The following is a 21508-nucleotide window of genomic DNA, read 5'->3' on the forward strand; positions in this document are numbered from 1 at the left end:
TCATTTATATGTGGGACCAGTCGTTTGCATGAATGGAATGTGAGGTTACATGCTTTCGGGAGCAGGTAATCCAAGAATATCGAGCGCCTCGCCAAGCGTCTGCTTGTAACGTTGCGTAAGCCATAAGCGCAGCTGGCGCTGAGCAGGAGATGCCTTCAGTATTGGACATGTCGCATAAAAATGATTAAACAACGTTGCCAGCTCATAGGTGTAATTGCAGATGATGTTCGGCGCAAGCTCGAGCTCCGCCGCCTGCAATACCTCCGGCCAGTAGCATAGCTGTCTTAGAACGGCATGCTCCTGCTTGTCGAGCGACTGATCGACCTGGACCTCCGACACATGAACGCCTGCTTGCGCGGCTTTCTCCATAATGCTGCAAGCCCGAGCGTAGGCATAAAGCAGATACACGCCTGTATTGCCCGATATTTCGGTCGCCTGCTCCAGATCGAACACAATCTCTGTCTGCAGATGGAAGCGCAGCAAGTAGTAACGAATGGAAGCAGCCGCTATTGTTCGACTCGTAAGACCTTGCTTTCTTGAACGTTTGGCATCGATAATGCCCTCCATTCTGTCGAGCAGTTCCGACACTTTGATCCCGATACCTTGGCGGCCGGACATCGGATAAGCATGTTTGCCAGCTGTGGTGTCTACGCCTAGTCCGGCAGCTGTAGATGGGCTTAATGACACGACCCCATAGCTGACATGCTTGAGCTGCTCGGCTTGACTTGTGTAACCTAACGCTAACAGCGCTTGCTTCACCATGGCCTGCGGGTACTGCTGCCTCTGGTCGATCACATTAATAACGGCATCTGCCTTGCCGATCTTCTTCTTCACGTCTCCTGCTTGCGTAGACCATAGACCGCTGCCGAACTTGCGATAACGAAAATCTTTGTCCAGCAAGCCGAACTTCCACAGATGATAAGCGATATCCTTAGCCGTATACGTCAAAATTCCATTCGAGCGAACAAGCACCTTGTCTGCTTGATGTTCGCCTTGCTGCTGCTCGGATTGTTCGGCTTCTAAAGGCTCTGACAGGTTGTCAGCTTCATGTGCCGGCTGCCCGCTTCCAAGCACCCAACAGCCTGCAAGCTTCCCCTGCTGCTCCTGTCTGAAGACGTTCGTTTGCTGCAGCAGCTCGAAGGTGCGCTCCCAGAATCCTCCGCTAACGATACTGCTTTCCCATACGAGCACATCATAATCGATCCCGAACTGCTTCATCTCCTCGACATGTTCGCTTACGATGCGCTCAGCGATAAGCAGCCCCATCCAAGCAATGTTGTTGCCCCCTTCTTCCAAGTGAGCAAGTACGCGTGAACGCTCTTGCAGCAATTCGGGCTGTTCCTTATACGCTTGATTCACCTTCGCATACGTCTCCCAACAGAAATCGCCAAATCTCGCATGCGACTKAGCGGCCCACGTGTTCAGAATGCCAACGACCGTATCGGCTAATTGATTGCCAAGGTCGTCGATGTAATTATGCACCTCTACAAGATGTCCGGCTTGCTTCATCAATCTTGCTAGCGTATCACCGATACAAGAATTTCTTAAATGACCGATATGGGCAGACTTGTTCGGGTTAATCGACGTATGTTCAATGAGTACCTTGTGCTTATGCTTTTGCTGCTTCTTGGCTTTTATTGCTGCTCCATCCTCATTTAGCTTCGCCCACTGCTCCCAATTGACATAGAAATTAATAAAGCCTGGCGGAGCGATATCGATGGTTGCGAATAGCTGATTAATCGCGTTATTAGATTGCAGCTTTTCTTTAACCTGAGCTGCAATAACGAGAGGAGCACGCTTTAGATGCTTTGCCAATTGCATCGCTATGCCGCTGCTGAACTCGCCGTTTGCCTCGTTAGCCGGATGTTCCACTACGACATTGACTTTGTCCTGGAGCACCAACCCTTCTTCCGTTGCGATCTGATTTACGACATTAGTTAATGCGGTTAATAATTTTTCTTTCAACACTTTATATTCCTCCTCCTTGTTATCGTCAAATCGAGTCCGAACGCCAAAAAAGCCCTCGTCTCCTATAATAAAGAGACGAGAGCTTGCTGATTCCCGCGGTACCACTCTAAGTATTGAACCTGCAATGAGGTTCAATCACTCGATTTGATAACGGTCATTGACCGGATTTGTCTACTCTGATAGCCGCCTTTGCATTGACCTTGACTGCGCGGAATCGCTTCGACAAACCATTTCCCGGGCCCGCTTCATCATAGACATCCGTACCGGCTTCCACTGTCCCGGCTCGCTGCGACTATCCGTCCTAAGATTACTGTCCCGTTCGTTAATGTTAGATTTGTGAAAATTCTGAATATATCTTAAACGTATTTATACACGATGCCGCTTAGCATTGTCAAGGGGGATAATAAATAGCGGCACTAAGCTAAGAAGCCTAGTGCCGCCATATTCCTCATTATGCGATTATTCGCCGGTTACAACTTCGCCGTTCCAAGCAAGCATACCGCCCGACACGTTAATAACGGTATGGCCCAGCGCGCCCAAATAGTCGCATGCTTTGCCGCTTCGTCCGCCGCTGCGGCAGATGATGACGATCTCCATCTCTTCCTGCGGGAACTCGTCAACACGCTGAACGATTTCCGATAATGGAATGTTGCGTGCCTCTTTAATATGGCCGGCTTCCCATTCATCGACCTCGCGAACGTCAATCAAATTGATAGTCTCGCCGTTTTTAAGCTTTTGTTCCAGTTCCTGCGTCGTCAGTTCTTGAGCCATATAGACATCTCCTTCAAGCGTAGCTGCTTATTATAGTCGTTGATATGAATTGTATCGCGTCCTATCGCTCGTGTCCATATGAAGGAGAACGGTTGCTATTGGAAGCCATATCTRCGGCTATCTCCGCTTTTTGTTTTTGGCTGCGAGCAGACGGTTGATCGTTCCGTCCATTGCAGTATCCCGCTCTAGCCGAGCAGCGCTCGGGCCGGGTTGATTCGTGTTCGTCACAGATGCAGTCGCATTCGCTGAAGGTGACAATTCACTCGGCTTTGTTCGATTGTCGCTCTCTTTGAATGGAGATATTCCAGACACGCCGCCGTAGAAGCGGCTCGCTTCGGTTGTCCTTCTCTTTAGCCTCGATACCGCATTGGTTGACTCTAAAACTTCATTCGTATGACTGCTATTACGTCCATTGCGTTGCCGTAACAAAGTTCCCGCCCATTCGAGCATCCGTCCGTAAGGCAATGACAGCCTACGCAGCGCGATATCCAGCAACCAAAGGAGCAAAGCGGCGACGAGCAGTTTATTCGTCAAATCGATCGGCTTGCGAGCCTCCAGCGGCTTGAAATCAAATGCCGATTGAGGATCGTCCAAAAGCAATTTGCGCCCGCCGGTCGTGGCGGCGATCTGAGCCATCGTCTCTGGACCGCCCGTGTTCGATAATCGGTATTCAGGCGAATAAGGAATGACGAAAGCCGATGTCGTACCGCCTTCAATTGCGTTTCCGTTCGACTTCTGTCCGATTTGAGCCAAATAAACGCCAGGTTCTGTCGCAGGCAAGGTCGTTTCATACTCTCCCGGCCCGATCGGCATTAAGCGGCGAACGGAATAGCTGCCTGATTCGTCCTCAATCCCCGCGGACAGCGCACTGTCGAATGAGCCCGCATCAGCTTCTGAGCGTACCTTCAAAGTGGCTTGGCCGCCGTCTTGCTCGGTCGTTATCGAATACGGATTGTTCACAAACTGAGGGAACGTCCACTTCACCAATTCGGTAAGCACGGTTGGAAATGCAGGCCACTGCACCCATTCGCGTGCCCACTTGCCCGTAACGTCGCTTGTCCATGCGACGGATCGTCCAGAGCCGTATTGCCAGCGGGCTAGCAGCGGATCGCCATCCGGCGTCAATAGAGCGACTTCCGCCGCTTCTTTCGCTGTTGCGGCGATATAAGCGTTAATCTTTGGCACGCCGCCGTTCCACAGCTTCCCCCAATCAGCGGCCCTAGCGACTGCTGGCGTAAACGACTGCTCCACAATATAAGTACGAGACATCATTACCGTCTCGCGACTGAAGATGGCAGGAAGCGTGCTTTGGTCTTTGGTGAAGTAAAATCGCCCTTTGGCAGCCTTCGCCAACCGTTCAAGCAACGCTTGATCTGCTCCATCGCCTACCGCGACCGTAGAGAGCGTCATTTGATCCTCTACAATGGCATCGGTTAACGCCTCATAACCAGGATTCGTCGCCGACTGACCGTCCGTAAGCAAAATCAAATGTTTGCGCTGCGCATCCACTTCTAGAAGCCCTTCATAACCGGCTTGGAGCGCATTATAGATTTCGGTTCCGCCTTCGGATTGAATACCTTGAATGCGCTCAATAATCGAATCGCGGTTCGACAGCTTCTCAGGCTCTACCACCCACCATGGTGCGGAATCGAAGGCAATAACCCCTACCGTATCTACGTCTCTCATCAGCTCGACMGTCCTGATTGCCGCTTCCTTCGCCAGCTCCAGCTTGCCGTCCGACATACTTCCGGAGCGGTCGATCACGAGCACGAGACCTAGAGAAGGTATCTGGCGTTTGCCTTGCAAATCCATATAGACGGGCAGCGCCCGCTCGACAGGCGTCTTGAAATAACCGCCTAAGCCGAAGCTGTCTTCTCCGCCGAGCATGACGAGACCGACACCGTAATCGCTGACGGCTTTGCCCAGCCATTCCATCGGCTTCTCCGCAATTCGAGTAGCTGGCACATTGTTTAAAATAATGCTGTCGTAGCTTGCATACTCTGCCAGCTCAACAGAGAGCTGCTCCGGCATAATCGTCGTATGACCGATGAATGAAGCAGACAGTGCAGCTTCAACATTGGCCGACGATTGCGGTTGTCCTTCTACAATCAATACATGCGGCGGTCCCGCAACCCGGCTGAAGGCGTATGCCGTATTATTAGCTGCCTGCTCATCACTAGTTGTATACAATTCAGCTCTGAAGCGGTGATAGCCTGGTTCAACTGCAATACTATTCAGAACGAAACGATTATCCCCTTTCTCCAGTTGCACCTGAGTGACCGATATTTCCTCGTTATCAGCGAATAAGCGCAGCTCGGCTTGCTGAGATGTCGTACTCGATACCGAAATCTCGAAAGTGAAGGTTTCCCCTTGCGTAAGCGTGGCAGGTAAATCAAGCGATTCGATTGCAGCGTCATTAATAGACTCTGTATGGATCTCAACAACATCAACGGCAATCCCCGCGCCTGCGAGCAATCTCGCTTGTCGCCTCACATCGCCTGCATTTTCCGCTCCATCGGAGAGCAGAACAACTCTCCCTCCACCTTCCTTCAAGAGCATTGCGGCAGCCAGCTGCACGCCCCCGGACAGATCGGTGAACCGATTATTAACCGTTGTTCGGAAGGTGAAGTCAGCAGAATCACCTATGAGCTCGTTCGATATCGTCCTTTCGACAGCTGCATTCAGTCCCACCGATACGACGCCTGCCTTATCGTCCTCGTTTCTGGCAGCCCATGCGCCTGTGATCCATTCACCTATACGCTCATCGGCCTGCATACTGGCAGAGCGGTCTGCTACGAAGACAATACTTCGCTGCTGATTAATAACGTAAGGTTGTACTTGTGCTATGACGGCAATGAGCAACAGCGTAATCATGCCTCTTATTGTAATCGCCGCTGCCTTGCGACCGCCCTTCAATCGAATCATGGAACGTATAATCCAAATCATATACAGCAGCCAAGGCAACAGCAGCAGAAGTGCCCAAGGCGTTTCAGCTTGAATGCCCACGTCGGTACACCTCCCATTCCGCCGCCATCAAGAACAGCAATAGCGCTGCAGCCCACACAACAAGAGATAGAGCCGTTTCATTCGTCCGGTGCGCGACAGCTTGATTAGGTTCATTCGCTTGGTTCGTTTGGGTGAGTCGGAGCTCAGGCGATGATTCAGGTGAAGACGCGAGCTCTGCAGCATCCGCATGAACAGCAAGCATACGGCTCCCGACTACCTCTCCTTCGGCATCGACTTCAACCAGCCGATAAAGGCCTGGCACGGAAGGCGCTTCATAGATGTCCTTAGCCTGTCGTTCGAGCATGACGGGACTGTTTCCAACCGATTGCTCAGGCTTCAGGCTGTTGTCCAGCAGTTCCATGGTTTCCCATTGCGCAGTGATTGAATTCGAATGAAGAGATAGTTCCATAAGCTGATCTGCCGAGGTTATGCCAAGCTCAAGCTGCGAGCCTCCGCTCATCCACTCGGCTGCTTGAACGATCAGCACCGGAAACTCGGATCTGAGCGGCAGATCGGTATCCTGAAGGTTAAAGGTGAACCTCAGCTTCGGCTTACCTCCCGCATCTCCAGCATAGATTGCTGGTATGCCGCCATAGGTCAATACCGGCTTCCCCCAGCCAAGCTCCTCTGCCGGCGGCTTAAGAAGCCTTCCAATATGCGTGTCAGCGAACGTGATGTAGGAGGTTACCGGGTGCTCTTGAACGATCGTTTGTGCGTTCGATGGGACTGCGCTCTGCCCATCCTCTTCCGTTGGATGGTCGATTAACCAAAGCGGCTTCGCTTCCAGCAGCGATGCCCAGCCAGGCTCGCCATATAGACGCGGATCGTTGCCATCAAGTACGATCCAATCTATATTTTGGGAGATTTCTCCGCTCGGCACAACGCTATCGGGACTGACTCTAACCGTTAGAATGCCTGCCAACTGCAGCGCCTTCTCCAGAAATAGATTGCCATCCGTTACGAGAAGCGCTTCCTTTGCACGCGGCGTATCAGGGAATTGATAGGCGCTATTATCGATCGATATAGCGTCCGTCGAATGACGAAGCTCAGCTTTATAATAAGAGGCTGCCGGCAAACCTGACAACTGTACGCTCTCCCATTCCCCCGCAGCAATATCGACGGATTTCTCGGCGGCAAGCGTCAACTTGCCTTGAGCATCCTGAGCCCAAATGTCGAGCTGTGCTTTCCGTACAGCCTGACTGTCATTATTGATCGTGACGACCGCTGAATAACTCCCATCATTGTTCGCATCAGCCTTAATCCCGAAATATAAAATCGCTTGATTATTACGCTGCTTTGGATTTCCGGTAATGTTAAGCGACACATTATGATTTAGCTGTATCGCATTCGCCTCCGCAGCGTCTGGCCATAATCCGTCAGTGAATATGGCCATCTCTCCGTCACGCTCATCCAGCAGCAAAGAATGTGCTAGCGACAATGCAGCCGAATTGTCTGTCCTGCCATAGACAGGCGCAATCGACTGGAGCTTCTCCTTCAATGCTCCGCGGTCCTTCGTACGCGACAGCAGAACTTCAGGCTGCTGTCCCGTCACAACCAACGTAATCGGCCGATTGGCAGGCTGGCCCGACAGCCACTGCTCCGCTTCGGATACGGCTTGCTCCAGCTTGGTTCCGCTTCCGTCTCCATCGTCAGCCGAGCGGGCCGTCATGGACGCTGATCGATCGATGACGATGACTGCATGCCCGCTAGCTGTAGATGGTCTCATAATAACCGGCTGCAGAAGCGCAAAAATGAGCAGCAGCGCTGCCAACAATTGCAGAAGCAGCAGCAGTCTGCTCCGCAGCTTTTGCCAAGGCCTGTTCGCTTCCTGTTCGTTCAGCACTCTGCGCCACAGCATATGACTTGCGATTTCCTGCTCTAAGTACGTTCTCTTCAAAATATACATAGCCGCAATCAACGGCAACAGAATCGCAAACCATGCCGACGGAAGCGACAAAAACTGCATATTGGACCTCCTCTCCAAAGCCGTTGCCCGGGCTTAAGATTAATTACGACTTGCCCGCTAGTGCCTGTTCAGGCAGCAAAATATGATGGATCGTGTCGTTGAGTGAAATACCTGTATTCACGAATACATAGATTACTCCCCGTTCGGCGCAAAGGTGCTTCAATCGCTCTATGTATTCCGATACAGCTTTGCGATAGTCGGAGAGTAGCCGGTGACCGACCGCTATATCTTTGCCGGTTTTGAGCTCGCTGTCTATGAGCTTAAGCTCTCCGCTTAGCTCCGGGTCCAGCTCGGAAGGCGATAACAGATGGCATAGAACAACCTGCTGCTTCGCCGCTTGAAGCGATACGATCGCCGCTTCGATTCCTTCTTCGAACATCGCATCGGTCAATAGCCAGGATACGCCGCTTCGGCGTGGAAGTACTCCTGGCGCCCGAAACACAGCAGAAAGATCAAGCTTAGACAAAACGCTCTCGGATGATTGCTCGTAATCGATGCTACGCGTTGCATCCGCAATGAACTGAAACCATTTTGGCGATGAGGCTCTGCCGTGTACGGGCGGAAGCTCCTGCACAATGCGGTCAGTGAACAGCTTCATAGCTACTCGATCATCACCGCATAGCGCGGCATAACCTACGCTCGCCGCGAGCCTTAAAGCGTACTGCAGCTTGTTCGTTTCCTGCTCGCCGAACGACATCGAACGCGAAATATCGACATACATATGGACGATTAATTCTTGCTCGTCCCAATATTGACGGACATAAGCTCGCCTTGTCCTGCCATAGACACTCCAATCGATTCGTCTAATATCATCACCTGGCGCATAGGGCCGGTAATCGGCGAACTCCTGAGAGCCGCCTAAGGAAACCGATCTTCGCTTGCCTGCCAACGTCCCCTTCACTTTGCTTCGGGAAGCAATCCGCAGCTGCTCAATACGACCTAGCAGCGACATATCCGGGAATAGCAGCCTCAAAGCTTCTTCAGCGTTTAGCTTTTGTATCGGTGAGTGATTCTGAGCTTCACTCATCGCTCTGCCTCGATCGATTGTAAGATCGCCTCGGTCATGCGATCGCTGGACAGCCCCATTGCCTGCGCCTCGTAACCAAGCACAATCCGATGTCTCAGAACCGGAAATGCCGTTTCGCGGATATCGTTCCAGCTAACATGCAATCGCCCGGCGCATAAGGCCCGGACCTTGCTTACCCCGACGATCGCTTGAAGCGCCCGCGGGCCGGCTCCGAAACGGACATACCGTTTAACATCGTCTGGCGCATCCGCCTCGCCGGGATGCGTCATCATAATCATCTTCACGGCTGCATCGAGCAGCTCGTCAGCGAGCAATATTTGCTTCGCCATTAGCTGAATGGCAGACAACGATTCACCGTCCATGACGACGGACGCCTTATGCTGCTCCACTGATGACGTGCGCAGTACAATCTGCTTTAGTTCTTCCCTGCTCGGATAGTCCACGCCGATCTTCAGTAGAAAGCGGTCAAGCTGCGCTTCCGGCAGCGGATAGGTGCCTTCCTGCTCGATCGGATTTTGGGTTGCCAGCACGAAAAACGGTTTAGGCAGCACATGAGTTTCACCGCCGGCCGTCACCGTTCCCTCCTGCATCGCTTCGAGCAGCGCGCTCTGCGTCTTCGGCGTTGCGCGATTGATCTCATCGGCCAGCACCAGATTGCCGAACAATGGCCCCGGCTGGAACCGCTGAACAGCTGCTCCTTGCGCAGAGAAATCAATTAATGTCGTTCCTGTAATATCCGAGGGCATCAGATCAGGCGTGAACTGGATTCGCGAGAACTGCAGCGATACGCAGTCAGCTACCGTTCTTACGAGCATCGTCTTGCCGAGTCCTGGAATGCCTTCAAGCAGCGCATGTCCGCCTGCCAGCAAGCACCAAAGCAGCTGCTCGACTACATTTTGCTGGCCGACGATCACTCTTCCAATCTCATCTCTCAGCTGGGAGATTCGCGAGGCTGCCTCTTCCAATTGCGATTTCGACTCTATCATAGAAGCCTCCTATTATCGGTTCGGTTGAATTTGATCAAAATATTGCTTCACCTTATCCTGCATGCTGGCCGGTAGCTGCGATCTGCCTAGCGACTCCTTCGCCTCGGCTGCGTATTCGTTGTACACTTCCTCGTAAGGACGTGTCATGCCGTCAATCATCGGCGACTTGCCGCCCGTTTCCGTCTGACCGCCTGTAGATGGTCCCCCGTCCTGCTGCGTATTGCCTGACCCGGCCATATTGCGCGGCGTCGTGATGAGCGTTCGTCCGCCCGTTCCGACACCTGCCCCGTTTCCTTGACCGGAGCCGGAACCAGAACCCTGACCCGAACCCGAACCGTTTCCTTGGCCCGTTCCGGAGCCGGAGCCTGACCCGCTTCCTTGCCCAGAGCCAGCCCCCGAGCCGTTGCCCTGCCCGGTACCGGCCCCTGAACCTTCTCCTTGTCCCGAGCTTGGTGAAGCGCTAGAGCCTCCGCTCGGATTCGACCCGCTGCCTTGGCCTGACGATGGTCCGCTGGAACCTCCGCCTGATGGACTTTGCTCTCCGGAAGCGCCGCCGCTGCCTGCCGCTCCCCCAGCCCATGCGGAAGGGACATTAGCTCCGGCGGCAGCTGCTTGGCTGGCCAGCGCCTCGCCCTCTTGCCCAAGCTGCTCCGCCATTGATCTTGCCAATTGCTCCAGCTGCTCCTGTGACAATTGTTCCTTAAGCGCTTGTTCAAGTTCGCTTAATCCATCCTTCTCACCTGCAGACTCGCCGCCTTCACGTGCCTGCTCCGCCGCTTTCTTCAGCGCCGATGCCAGACCCTCGCTGCCTTCGCCCTCCTGATTCGACTGCTCAGCAGCGAGCTTCTCCATCATCTGCGCGATTGCTTCACGCTGCTCCTCCGTTAACCGCTGCAGCTCCGAACGCAAGCTGTCGATCGCCTTGCTCACGCCTTCCGCATCGCGGTCCTGCATCGCTTCAGCCAATTGCCGCAAGTTGCTGTCGCCGCTCATCTCGCTCGCGGCAGCCTCCAGCAGCTCCGCCGCCTGCTTCGCAAGGTCGGCAGCTTTTTGCAGCTCGCGCATCGCAGCCTCGAGCTGCTCGAGCGCCGCAAGCGGGTCGCCGCTTAACGCGTCCAGCTTGCTTCGCAGCTGCTCAAGCGGCTGCAACAGCTCCTGCTTCGCCGCCTCAGGCAGCGAAGCTTCCTCGGCCTGCGAGGCGAGCTTCTCCGCCTCGCGCTCCAGCTGCGCAAGCTGATCTCTCGCTTGCGCCAGCGCCTGTGCCCGATCATCCTGCGGATTGGGCCATAACAGCAAAGCAGCCGTCACGAACCAGACGGCTGCCACCCCATACACCGGCTTGCGCCATCTGCTCCAAGCCGGCCAAGGCAACTGCGTATGCAGCTCTCCGACATAACGCTGCGCCGCTGCGGTTGCCTCTTCCCTCTGCAGCCGCACAATCGGCTGCACTTCACCATCCGGACGCTCGAGTCCATCGAGCGCCGTACGAATCGCGTCCTCTGTGCCCGACTTATCCATCGTCCGCGCCGCCTCTCTTGTGGAAGCACGCTTCCACAAGCCGATAGCGAAACCAACGCATAGGCCAAGTCCAACTGCAGCGGCAGCATAGTCGCGCACATGGAGAATTGGCCAAATCCGGCTGGCAATCAGGAACAGTAAACCTGCGAGGCTCCCGCTTAACAAACCAAGCAGCGAGTAGCGGATAACGATGAATGTCGTCAGCCTTCGCCTAACCGGTCTTAACAGCTCTAACAGCACATTTCCCTTCATATCCGCCCCTCCTATTTTCAAGTTATTGTTCATCATTAATGTGGTTAAATACCTTCTTGGTTTCCGTATCTATCGATCATGATTAGCGTTTCAATCTCGGCCGCAGCTTCCCAATCGCCGTCCATAGCGCTAGAGCGGACAGAATCGAATAAATTAGGATAAACTCCTGCCATAATGCGAGCCATGGTTTCTTAGGCGCAACACCGCTGTAGCTTCCGTAATTGTATACCTGCTGCGATATTTCCGGATCCAATATGCTGTACAGCGCAGCTGCTGGATTCCAGGCTATAATATGTCCGACCCAGGTTTGGGAACCGTTCTGAGAAAATCCTTCCGTCACTCCTACCATGACGAAGAACAACAACGCCGTGCCCGCGAACATAAACAACGTTATACCGTACGTCACAATGACCGAAATCATCGTTCGCTTGAATAGTGTCGAGAACATAATGCCGAACGAGCCCAGTACAAGCATCATGAAAATATAAAACAGAAACACAAGCAGCAATTGCTTCGGCGATATGCCGCCATATAGGAAAACCATGCTGTATATCGGTATCGTGCTTATAACGATGAGCACCATGAAGCTTAGCGACGACACGAGCTTGCTCAAAATAATCGTCGTCGAGCTTTGCTGCGTCGTCAGCAGCAGATTAAGCGTCTGCTTCTCCCGTTCTCCGCTAACGACACCTGCTGTCAGGCCTGGCGCCATAAACGCTATAAGACCAAGCTGCGCCATACTTAAGAAGTAGAATAAAACTTTGCTCGCTTCAGGATCGAACGAGCGCCCGCTGCCCGATATGACCTGCGTCAAATAGATCGCGCTAAGCGCCATTAAGCCGATCGCGAACAAATAGAAAAACAACGTCCACATCGAACGGGGCGTTCGCATCCGAAGCCGGAACTCCTTGTTCAGCACCGGATTAATGAGTTTGGCCCGCCAGCTTAATCCGTTTTTTCCTGCCGTTTGCTCTCTCATTGGTCGCCGTCGCCTCCTTTCGTAATTTCGAGAAACACATCCTCCAAATTCGTTTGTGCTTCACTATAGGAGACAAGCTTAAATCCAGCATGAATTAGATCATGCAGAAGAGCCGACTGCTCCTCGTCCTGTCCGCTGAAATGCACCTGTATGCCCCGTTCATCGCGCAGCAACCGGTTCACATGCGGACGATCGCGCAGAAAAGCTTCCGCTTCGTCCTCGCGTTCAAGCAATCGAATATGAAGAAACCGTTTGACGCGCATCCGATTTTGAATGTCGGCGACATTGCCTTGCGCGATCATCTGCCCATGCTCGATAACGCCGATTTCATCGACCATTTCCGCTAGCTCCGGCAATATATGCGAAGAAATAATGATCGTCTTCCCCATTGACTTGAGCTCTCGCAGTATTTCGCGCATCTCGATGCGGGCACGCGGATCAAGCCCCGATGCCGGCTCATCAAGAATGAGCAGCTCCGGATCATGAACAAGGCATCGCGCGAGGCAGAGACGCTGCTTCATACCGCGTGATAGCGTGTCGACGTAGGCATCCTTCTTATCGCTTAGATTAACAAGCTCCAGCAGCTGCGGAATCAATTGCTCACGCTCCGCCTTCGGAATGCCGTAGCTCGCACCGTAGAAATGCAAATATTCTACGGTCTTGAATTGATCGTATACACCGAAGAAATCCGGCATATAGCCGATGCGCTTACGCACCTCATGCGGGTGCTTCGTMACGTCGATGCCGTCAACCTTCGCATATCCCGACGACGGAGCCATCAGCGTAGCTAAGATCGACATCGTCGTTGACTTGCCTGCGCCATTCGGCCCCACGAAGCCGAATACGGTTCCTTTGGCAATCGTTAGATCTATTCCTTTGAGTGCATGAAAATTTCCGAAATGCTTAGCCAACTGCTTAATTTCTATCATCGGAACAGCAGTGGCGTTATCATCAATTGCATCGTTATCTACTCTATTACTCGTAGTCATTTGGAAATCGTCACTCCTTCCAATGCGATTTGCGGCAATGCCGTCTCCATGTCCGATGTGACGGTCAGCTTCATACGAATCGACTGCTCGTTAACCATGTATTCCGCTACATCGGAAGCAAGCATTGTAGCATCCTCCCATTGCTGGCTGACTTCATTCCATATGCTCCACACACCATTAGAAGATGCATATTGCGAGTTGTAACTGATTTCGAGCTTATCGTATTTAACCCCTTTTGCATTGGGAACGGTGTATTCGAATTGGAGCTCGCCACTTCCGACACCCATAATTCCGTTGCCATAGTGATCCATACGCTGCAGGCCATTATCGGTAATGATAGGCTGAATAATACCAACAGGCACTTGGATCCGGTTGCCCGCAAGCGTCACCTCGCCAAGCTGCTGCACCCACATGGTCAAATTATCGGCCTTCACTTTATCGCCGTTCACCGTATAGAGCGGATCATGGTTGATACTGAAGCCTACAATTAGCGGCGAACCCATCGCAAGTCCGCTATTGTTACGATTCATATACATATTGACGAGCTCGCGCTCGCGCGAATACTCGATGTCGGTGCCGTTATAACCGGATGTGCCAGGGAAGACCATATCGCCGTACGGATAATAGCCGAGCTGGCTATTCGCTGTACTAGGCAGTGCAACGGAACCGCTCTCGCCTATTTTCAAGTCTCCAATCCGCTGGACGCTGCCATTCATAATTAAAGAGACGCTCGTCAGATCCGTAGCCGTTTTGTTAGTAACTTTGACTTCAACCTTTCCGTTCGGATTGGAATAAGCAAGCTCCAGCTGCCCGGCTTCGTTTCGAATCGTCTGCTTATCAAGCAACGTTTTGCGCGTCGACCAATAGGGAACAGATCGCCACAGGACAGATGACGAACCTTCCGCAATCTGAAGCTGAGTATTGTTGTTCAATGCAAGATTGCCGCCCATACTGGATTGATTGTCTGAAGGGTATGGGATCATATGCCGTTCCTCGTCGTAGGCAAGCTTCATATTACCGCCGTTCGGCACAAAAATCCCCGTTGCTCCCGACTTGACCGCATCGCCTTGACCGGTCAGCTCTACAATCTCAATCGTATGAGCATTCATCTCCCGCTTATCGGCAGCACCGAAATAGAAGATGATGATGCCTGTTACGATGGATACGGAAGGAATGAGCCACCATGCCCATTCTCTGCGGTCCGATTTCGCTAAAATGATATATAGTACCGGTGCAACGATAATCATATAAATAACGAACATGACGAGCAATAATAGGAATTCAGGCGCTTTAACGGAAGGAAACTGATCGATTAGATTGCTGTACTCCCAAAACATATTATCGGATACGTTGACCATCCCTTGCGTGAGCGGCGATAACGAACCTTGAAGCAGCTTCGACCATAAAGATGCGCTTCCCGCCCATGTCGCAAGCGGGGCAAGCGAAGGATCAAAGGCCACATAGATAACCGTGCCTAGACCGACCTTGCGAGATGCAGCAAGCTCTATGCCGCTCTCTTCTAGCAGTGACTGTGCCTCATTTAGTTGTCCCGTAGAAACCGTTATCGAATCGGCGTTCTCGAGCGCTGTTCCGCTATACGAGGTTAACGCTGTTGTACTCGTTAGCTCGGTTGTACCGCCGGCAATAACCGGTGCAATATCCTGGAACGCTTGCGATGTTTTGCTATAGCCTGCACCGCCGGACAATACGAGTGTTCCTCCTTGAATGACCCAGTCATTAATAGCGTCCACTTGCTCTGGCTTCCAATTGCTCGTTGCCATATCGTTAATAACGATCGTATTTAAGGTTTCTAGCAAAATACCTTCCCGCGGAAGCTCGTCTTCCGCGATGGGAATGACGGTAATATCGTAGCCGCGCTGATTGAGCGAAGGCATGAAATTAAACGTATCGGGATCACGGGAAATGACACCGATCGTATAGCTTGAACTAACTCTTGTCTCTATGTAATCGTTACCGAGTATCGGAATGGTTTTACCATCTTTTACTGAACCTTTAAAAAACCGAATTTTGCTCGTATTTTTCGAAAGCGAATCACCCGGAACGGGTATCGTCAGCTCTACCTCCGTATTCATAGGAAGCTCAGCTGACGCTACATAGTCGACAGACGTATTGCTCATCGACGATACCGCCGTCAGGACGAGCTCGCCCTTTACGTCCTCTCCCGTCTGGTTGATCAGCTTGAATCGGACCGGATACCATTCGTTTTGCTTCACCGTCCCTTGATAACCAACGCTTGCTTGAATCGCTATTCCCTCAGTCTGAGGCGCAGCAATCGCAGTGCTTCCTGTCTGCAATGCCATTGCGGCAAGCAAGCCGCATACGACGACAAACATCGTAAATCGCATCAACCTTTTGTTCAATTGGTTCACATTCTGACTCCTCTCTTTGTATAAGCCCCTCATCCTAAGCAGCACATCTCTATCAACATCTCTATCATAACGAATAAGCGAATCATTTAGTTGCAAATGATAGATTATGCTAAAGACGGCTAAGTACAATCCTAAAGCACACAAAAAAGAAAGCAACAACTACTCTACGAGGGTCGCAGCATTGTCGCTTTCTTTGTAATTATATGACTATTGGAACGAGTGCGCCAATTAGATTCGAACTGCCGTTCCGCTGACAGCTACCATCAGCATGCCGTCCCGAATGACCTCATAATCGATGTCGATGCCAACAATCGCATTCGCGCCGATCCTTGACGCTTGCATCCTCATTTCTTCGAAGGCAACATCGCGAGCCTCCTTCAGCTTGCTCTCATAGGCCCCCGAACGACCGCCGACAATATCGGTTATCGATGCGAAGAAGTCACGTACGACGTTGGCCCCCATGATCGCCTCTCCGGTCACTACACCTGTATAATCCAAAATCGGACGTCCTTCTATGGTCGGTGTTGTTGTGATTAACATTAAACTGCTCCTCTCATCTTCCTTGTATTAGACGCTTGCGGCAATGTCGTCTGTTAAGCGCTAATACGTTCAAGCGTTCGATTCTGTTTCAATTATTTTACTTTACTTCCACCAAACTGACACCTTTAAGCTTATCGGCGGCAGCTTCGACCTTTATCGTAACGCGAACGCCGAATTCTCGGCCGCCTTGCTTAACCCATAGCAGGAAACTTTCCTCGGCTTCGTCTCGGCCCATCGCGTGCCTGCCTTCATATTTGTAATCAATTATAGAAGCGTCACGATACGCCTTGGCTGTCTCCTCCATGGCTAGCTTTCCCCACTTCGCATAGCTGGGTTCTGCATGCAGCGCTGATGCTTCTTCTCCGGACATCACATCCGAATTGGTAAAGCTTAAGAGTACGAATACCGCCTTCATAACGATATGACGGAGCATAGGTATGACAACACCTTCCTATTTCCTTTGTCTAAAATCCATAACAATAGAAATAGGTTCACCTCTCCATCCATATTCTATACGTTAACGGACCGGCTGATCCAGCAGCGGCGCATACATCATTAAGGCATTGTTGGATGAGATATATTCATCATTAAGCAACTGTTGCTCACGATTAAATGTTTTGCGATGAATGACATTGCTTCGAATATAACCGCCCCATGGCTGCGATGCCATGATATGTTCTTTTTCGTACACTTCGTAGCGATTATAATGAGGCAAATCAGATCGCCATTCGCCAAAAAGCTCGTTTTCGCTTACCCATACCCGTAATTGGTAAGTTGCTTCAGTCGTATTTTTAATTTGCAGATCTAGATAGTTATACGCGCATGTTGCCCCGCTCCCGAACGGCTGCGTACGATTGACATCGGGAAATACGTCGTAGCTGTGACGGTGCCTCTCCGTTACGGTCAGCGGCGTATGCAGCGTCATCCAGTAAATCAAATTCGACATTTGACATAGTCCGCCACCAACACCTGTCTTAAAACCGCCATAAAATAACACCATTCCCTCTACATACCCTTTGCTACGTGTAGGCTTGCCGATCGTCCGCCAATAGGAGAACGTCTCGCCAGGCTTAAGCGTTAAACCGTCGAGCTTGTTCGCGGCCAGCTTTAAGTTAATCGCCTTATTGGTATGCAGCCAACGATCAACTTCCTTAAGCTGCCGGAATAATGGCGTCCGATGAGAAAAAATATTGTAGACAAGATCGCTTTCAGAACGTTCCCTTGCCATCTTCACCTTTGGCGACAGCCAAGTCGCATATCGTTTGATTGTGAACCACCATTTTCCGACTAATAATCTAGCCTTCGATCGCTTAACCGGGCGATGATGCATTGAAGCTTCAATCATAAAATGACTTCCCCCTTATGGATTCGGATACCATACAGCTTGTTGTAATATCGAACGAATGCGCTACGAAAATAGTTGCACGATAGAACGGTCTCAACCGACCATTACAGTATCGATAAAGCGAGATTTTACGTTTAAAAGCAGGTATTGTAGGGAACGTTAATGGAAGACAGAATTGGCTAACCAGCCAACGCATCAGCACCATTCGAGGAGGATTACAGCATGAAGAAGAAGCTCGCATTGACATTCACGGTCACTGCATTGGCAGCGGTTATGGCATTAAGCGGCTGCGGCAACAACAACGCCAACAATAATAACGGCAGTACAACGCCTCCCGCTGGAAATGGCGGTAATGGCGGCGGCGAAGCAAAAGCGATTACCGTGAACGCTACCAACTTTGAATTTGACCCGCCTGACGTCAAGTTGAACGCAGGCGATAAAGTAACGATTACGCTAAAGAACGACACCGGCAACCATGGCCTGGAAATTCCGGATTTCAACGTTAATTTGAAAAACGGCGAGAGCGCTACCTTTACGGTCGACAAAGCCGGCTCTTACGACTTCCACTGTTCCATCCAATGCGGCTCCGGCCATGCGGATATGGTAGGCAAATTAACGGTTTCCTAGCGGTCATATACAAGCAAAAAAAGCTGATCCATCTGCCGCAAGGGCTAGGATCAGCTTTTTTGTTGATTATGCTATAAGCGATGTCTTTCCATTACGCTTGAGCTTGTTTTTTCTTCTTACGGTTTACCAATTCATATACCATCGGTACGAAGATCAGCGTAAGCAGCGTTGAACTAGTCAAACCGCCGATTACGGTAACCGCCATGCCTTTGGAAATCATGCCGCCGGATTCGAATCCGAGTGCAAGCGGCAGCAAAGCACCGATTGTAGCAATTGCAGTCATCAGAATCGGACGAAGTCTTGTTCCTGCTGCTTCAAGCAACGCTTCGCGAACGGACAAGCCTTCTTTCTCCTTCTGGATAACGCGGTCGATGAGTACGATCGCGTTCGTGACGACGATACCKATCAGCATCAATGCGCCAATCATTGCGGTAACACTTAAGGTCTCGCCAGCCAAGAACAAGCCGACGAGTGCACCGATAACGGTGAACGGCAACGAGAACAGTATTGCGAATGGCGTTAATGCGCCGCCGAACGTAATAACGAGTACGAGGTAAACAACTGCAATGGCTGCAAGCATCGCCAATCCGAGTTGTGTGAACGACTCGTTGATTTGCTCCGTTACGCCGCCCATCTCAATGTTAACACCGGCAGGCAGCTCCATTTCATCAATCATCGTTTGCAGTTCAGCCGACGCTGCGCCGATGTCGGATCCTGTCGGTTCAGCGGACACTTCCGCATAAATGCGGTCGTCACGGCTTGTAATCGTATTTGGCGATTCGCCTTCTTCGATCGTAACGACATCTTTCAGGGCAACTTCAGTACCCAGAGGCGATTTCAACATCACGTTCTCAAGGTCAGCCTTCTCTTTGTAAGTCTTCTGCTCGACCTTCACATAAACGTTAACATCTTCGCCGTCCTTCTCAATCGTCGTGAGCAGCGGCGTCTCGCGTACCGGGCTCAGCGCCATCGCGATCTGGCCTGCAGTTAAGCCGTATTGGCTTAGCTTCGATTGATCGGCAACAATTCGGTACTGCTCATAAGTCTCCGATAAGCTGGAGTCGATTTTTTTCAAATCCGGGTTTTCTTTCAGCTTCGCCGTTAAGTCAGCAACGACCGGCGTGATCGTTTCCATGTCAGGACCGTACACGAGCATCGACATGCCTGAGCCGCCAAGACCGCCGGCGGCGAAATCTTGCTGCTTCCATTCGCCTTTGCCGCCAAGCTCTTGCAAGAGCGGTACGATCTTCTCTTTCTCTTCTATGAATCCTTTCGCATCTTCGTTGTACGTCAAGTTGAACAACGCTTGCTTCGATGCGCCAGGGCTGAATGGATTGGATCCGCCCACCGCATATTGAACGATCTCAATGCCTTGCTCCTCACGAGCGAGCAACAGCTTCTCCGCTTCAAGCGCCATCGCCGTGACTTGCTCAAGCGTTTCGCCCGGTGCTGGATTGTAAGTGACCATAACGCTCTTCTGCTCGTCGCCGGCAATGAAGCTGACGCCGATTACTGGCACGAGGAACAAGCTGCCAACGAGCAACACAACGGCAATAAGCGATGTGATGCCTTTATGGTTCAACGACTTGCTCAATACTTTTTTGTACCATTCCGCCAAGCGGCTTGGCTTTTCGTGATGCTCCTTGCCTGGCTTAAGTCCGTTGCGGAACATCATATGCGCCAGCATCGGCACAACTGTAATCGCTACAACCAGCGATGCAAGCAGCGCGAACACGATCGTAAGCGCGAACGGCATGAAGAGTTCACCGATCATGCCAGATACGAGTGCCATCGGCAGGAATACGGCAATCGTAACGATTGTGGAGGACATTATCGGAACGAACATTTCCTTCGTCGCGTCCAAAATCAAATCTTTGCCCTTCAGCTTCTCGCCTTTCAGCGCCATTCTTCTATAGACGTTCTCAATGACGACAATGGAGTCGTCAATAACCCGGCCAATCGCGACCGTCATTGCGCCAAGCGTCATAATGTTAAGCGTAATATCCAATTGGCTCAAAATAAGCAAAGCGATCAAGATCGAAAGCGGTATCGATACCACTGCAATAATTGTCGAGCGAATATCGCGCAGGAAGATCAAAATAATAATGACCGCAAAGATTGCGCCGATAAGAGCTTTGTTAATCATCGTGTGGACGGAATCTTCGATCGGCTTTCCTTGGTCGAGAGTCGTGACGATAACGAGACCGTCATTTTCTTGCTCCAAGTCCTTAATCGTTTCTTTTACCTTGTTCACGACATCGACCGTATTCGAATCGGCTGCCTTCACAATGTTAATGCCGATCGCGTCTTGGCCATTCGTACGGGAGATCGACTCTGCCTTGCCCTCAACGTTCAGATCCGCAACATCGCTGAGCTTCACATTAGGCATCAGTAATAGGTTCTTCAGATCGTCTTCCGTTACAACGTTGCCGTCAACGACAATCGCTTTCTCCGAATCGCCGAATTCAAAAATACCAAGCGGCGCTTTAACAGCCGAAGCCTGAATCATGCCTTTAATCATATCTTCGGTCAGTCCGTATTGGGCAATGGCTGCCGGCTTGAACGCCAACTCGCCTTCCATTACGTTTTGTCCGGATATTTGGGTGCTCGCTACGCCTTCGATACCTTGCAGCTCAGGCAGAATGCTCGATTGCACCAGCTTCGTCAATTGTTCAAGGGATAGCTTCTCATCCGACAAGCTAAGCGATACAACTGGGAATGCGTTCAAGCTTAGTCGGGATACTTGAGGGTCCTGTGCACCCTCAGGCAAGTTCAAGTCTGCAAGCAGACTTTTCACTTCCGACTCTGCCTTGTCCATATCCGTATCAAATGTGTATTGGATAACGACGGACGACGCATTCTCATAGGAAGTCGAGCTAACGACATCGACACCTTCCAAGTTTCTCGTCCGTTGCTCGATCGGCTTAGTCAGCTTCTCCAAAACTTCTTCCGGGGCAGCGCCGGGAAGTACCGTCGTAACACTTACGATCGGTATCGTAATATCCGGCATCGTCTCCATCTTCATGTTCAATCCGGAATAAAGGCCGGCGAACATAACTAACGCGGTTAAGATCCATAAAGCAAACTTATTGTTTAATGAAAATCGAATGATGCTCTTCAAAACCTCTCACTCCCCAGTCTTTG

Annotated in this window: 15 protein-coding genes and 1 other annotated feature; of the genes, 1 reads left to right on the plus strand and 14 read right to left on the minus strand. The window is 51.4% G+C overall.

Features of this window, described 5'->3' with window-relative positions:
- Positions 1–45: 45 nt before the first annotated feature.
- The 13 genes from AC1DF0_RS19945 to AC1DF0_RS20005 all read right to left on the minus strand — a co-directional run bounded on the left by AC1DF0_RS19945 (position 46) and on the right by AC1DF0_RS20005 (position 17737).
- Positions 46–1968 carry an arginine--tRNA ligase gene (locus tag AC1DF0_RS19945; protein ID WP_477575091.1) on the minus strand — a complete coding sequence of 641 codons (1923 nt, stop codon included), beginning with the start codon at positions 1966–1968 and terminating at the stop codon, positions 46–48.
- Positions 1969–2036: 68 nt separating this feature from the next.
- Positions 2037–2300 (minus strand) — a binding site (T-box leader).
- A 127-nt stretch (positions 2301–2427) separates the two neighbouring features.
- A complete protein-coding gene (locus AC1DF0_RS19950) occupies positions 2428–2739 on the minus strand; it encodes a rhodanese-like domain-containing protein (RefSeq protein WP_442050848.1) in 312 nt (103 codons plus the stop codon).
- 117 nt (positions 2740–2856) lie between these two features.
- Positions 2857–5745 (minus strand): VWA domain-containing protein, encoded by a 2889-nt coding sequence (locus tag AC1DF0_RS19955; RefSeq protein WP_477575092.1) that lies wholly within the window; start codon positions 5743–5745, stop codon positions 2857–2859.
- Complete coding sequence (locus AC1DF0_RS19960) at positions 5729–7711, minus strand: VWA domain-containing protein (RefSeq protein ID WP_477575093.1); 1983 nt, start codon at positions 7709–7711, stop codon at positions 5729–5731. Before AC1DF0_RS19960 ends, AC1DF0_RS19955 begins: the two co-directional genes overlap by 17 nt.
- A gap of 43 nt (positions 7712–7754) precedes the next feature.
- Positions 7755–8738, minus strand: coding sequence for a DUF58 domain-containing protein (locus AC1DF0_RS19965; RefSeq protein WP_477575094.1), 984 nt, complete (start codon positions 8736–8738; stop codon positions 7755–7757).
- Positions 8735–9724: an AAA family ATPase gene (locus AC1DF0_RS19970; RefSeq protein WP_477575095.1), complete on the minus strand. Its 990-nt coding sequence runs from the start codon at positions 9722–9724 to the stop codon at positions 8735–8737. Before AC1DF0_RS19970 ends, AC1DF0_RS19965 begins: the two co-directional genes overlap by 4 nt.
- A gap of 12 nt (positions 9725–9736) precedes the next feature.
- On the minus strand, positions 9737–11494 hold the full coding sequence (locus AC1DF0_RS19975) for a hypothetical protein (protein WP_477575096.1): 1758 nt from the start codon (positions 11492–11494) through the stop codon (positions 9737–9739).
- Between the two features lie 82 nt (positions 11495–11576).
- Positions 11577–12473 carry an ABC transporter permease gene (locus AC1DF0_RS19980; protein ID WP_477575097.1) on the minus strand — a complete coding sequence of 299 codons (897 nt, stop codon included), beginning with the start codon at positions 12471–12473 and terminating at the stop codon, positions 11577–11579.
- Entirely contained in the window at positions 12470–13402 is a 933-nt protein-coding gene (locus AC1DF0_RS19985; RefSeq protein WP_442050896.1) for an ABC transporter ATP-binding protein, read from the minus strand. The genes AC1DF0_RS19980 and AC1DF0_RS19985 overlap by 4 nt, the downstream gene beginning before the upstream one ends.
- A gap of 56 nt (positions 13403–13458) precedes the next feature.
- A complete protein-coding gene (locus AC1DF0_RS19990) occupies positions 13459–15852 on the minus strand; it encodes a DUF4350 domain-containing protein (RefSeq protein WP_477575098.1) in 2394 nt (797 codons plus the stop codon).
- Between the two features lie 228 nt (positions 15853–16080).
- Positions 16081–16392: a heavy metal-binding domain-containing protein gene (locus AC1DF0_RS19995; RefSeq protein ID WP_442050856.1), complete on the minus strand. Its 312-nt coding sequence runs from the start codon at positions 16390–16392 to the stop codon at positions 16081–16083.
- A 97-nt stretch (positions 16393–16489) separates the two neighbouring features.
- On the minus strand, positions 16490–16825 hold the full coding sequence (locus AC1DF0_RS20000) for a DUF3889 domain-containing protein (RefSeq protein ID WP_442050857.1): 336 nt from the start codon (positions 16823–16825) through the stop codon (positions 16490–16492).
- A gap of 84 nt (positions 16826–16909) precedes the next feature.
- On the minus strand, positions 16910–17737 hold the full coding sequence (locus AC1DF0_RS20005) for a VanW family protein (RefSeq protein ID WP_442050858.1): 828 nt from the start codon (positions 17735–17737) through the stop codon (positions 16910–16912).
- 222 nt (positions 17738–17959) lie between these two features.
- Between AC1DF0_RS20005 and AC1DF0_RS20010 the strand changes: the two genes are divergently transcribed.
- Positions 17960–18364: a cupredoxin domain-containing protein gene (locus AC1DF0_RS20010; RefSeq protein WP_442050859.1), complete on the plus strand. Its 405-nt coding sequence runs from the start codon at positions 17960–17962 to the stop codon at positions 18362–18364.
- A 91-nt stretch (positions 18365–18455) separates the two neighbouring features.
- On the opposite strand, the gene AC1DF0_RS20015 is transcribed toward AC1DF0_RS20010, so the two are convergent.
- Complete coding sequence (locus AC1DF0_RS20015) at positions 18456–21485, minus strand: efflux RND transporter permease subunit (protein ID WP_477575099.1); 3030 nt, start codon at positions 21483–21485, stop codon at positions 18456–18458.
- Positions 21486–21508 lie beyond the last annotated feature (23 nt).

It is taken from the genome of Paenibacillus sp. 05T425, from assembly GCF_056396205.1.

Coding starts and splice junctions, on each gene's coding strand:
- AC1DF0_RS20010 (WP_442050859.1), top strand. CDS start 17,960: ATGAAGAAGAAGCTCGCATTGACATTCACGGTCACTGCATTGGCAGCG.
- AC1DF0_RS19965 (WP_477575094.1), bottom strand. CDS start 8,738: ATGAGTGAAGCTCAGAATCACTCACCGATACAAAAGCTAAACGCTGAA.
- AC1DF0_RS19980 (WP_477575097.1), bottom strand. CDS start 12,473: ATGAGAGAGCAAACGGCAGGAAAAAACGGATTAAGCTGGCGGGCCAAA.
- AC1DF0_RS19995 (WP_442050856.1), bottom strand. CDS start 16,392: ATGTTAATCACAACAACACCGACCATAGAAGGACGTCCGATTTTGGAT.
- AC1DF0_RS19970 (WP_477575095.1), bottom strand. CDS start 9,724: ATGATAGAGTCGAAATCGCAATTGGAAGAGGCAGCCTCGCGAATCTCC.
- AC1DF0_RS20005 (WP_442050858.1), bottom strand. CDS start 17,737: ATGATTGAAGCTTCAATGCATCATCGCCCGGTTAAGCGATCGAAGGCT.
- AC1DF0_RS20000 (WP_442050857.1), bottom strand. CDS start 16,825: ATGCTCCGTCATATCGTTATGAAGGCGGTATTCGTACTCTTAAGCTTT.
- AC1DF0_RS19950 (WP_442050848.1), bottom strand. CDS start 2,739: ATGGCTCAAGAACTGACGACGCAGGAACTGGAACAAAAGCTTAAAAAC.
- AC1DF0_RS19975 (WP_477575096.1), bottom strand. CDS start 11,494: ATGAAGGGAAATGTGCTGTTAGAGCTGTTAAGACCGGTTAGGCGAAGG.
- AC1DF0_RS19960 (WP_477575093.1), bottom strand. CDS start 7,711: ATGCAGTTTTTGTCGCTTCCGTCGGCATGGTTTGCGATTCTGTTGCCG.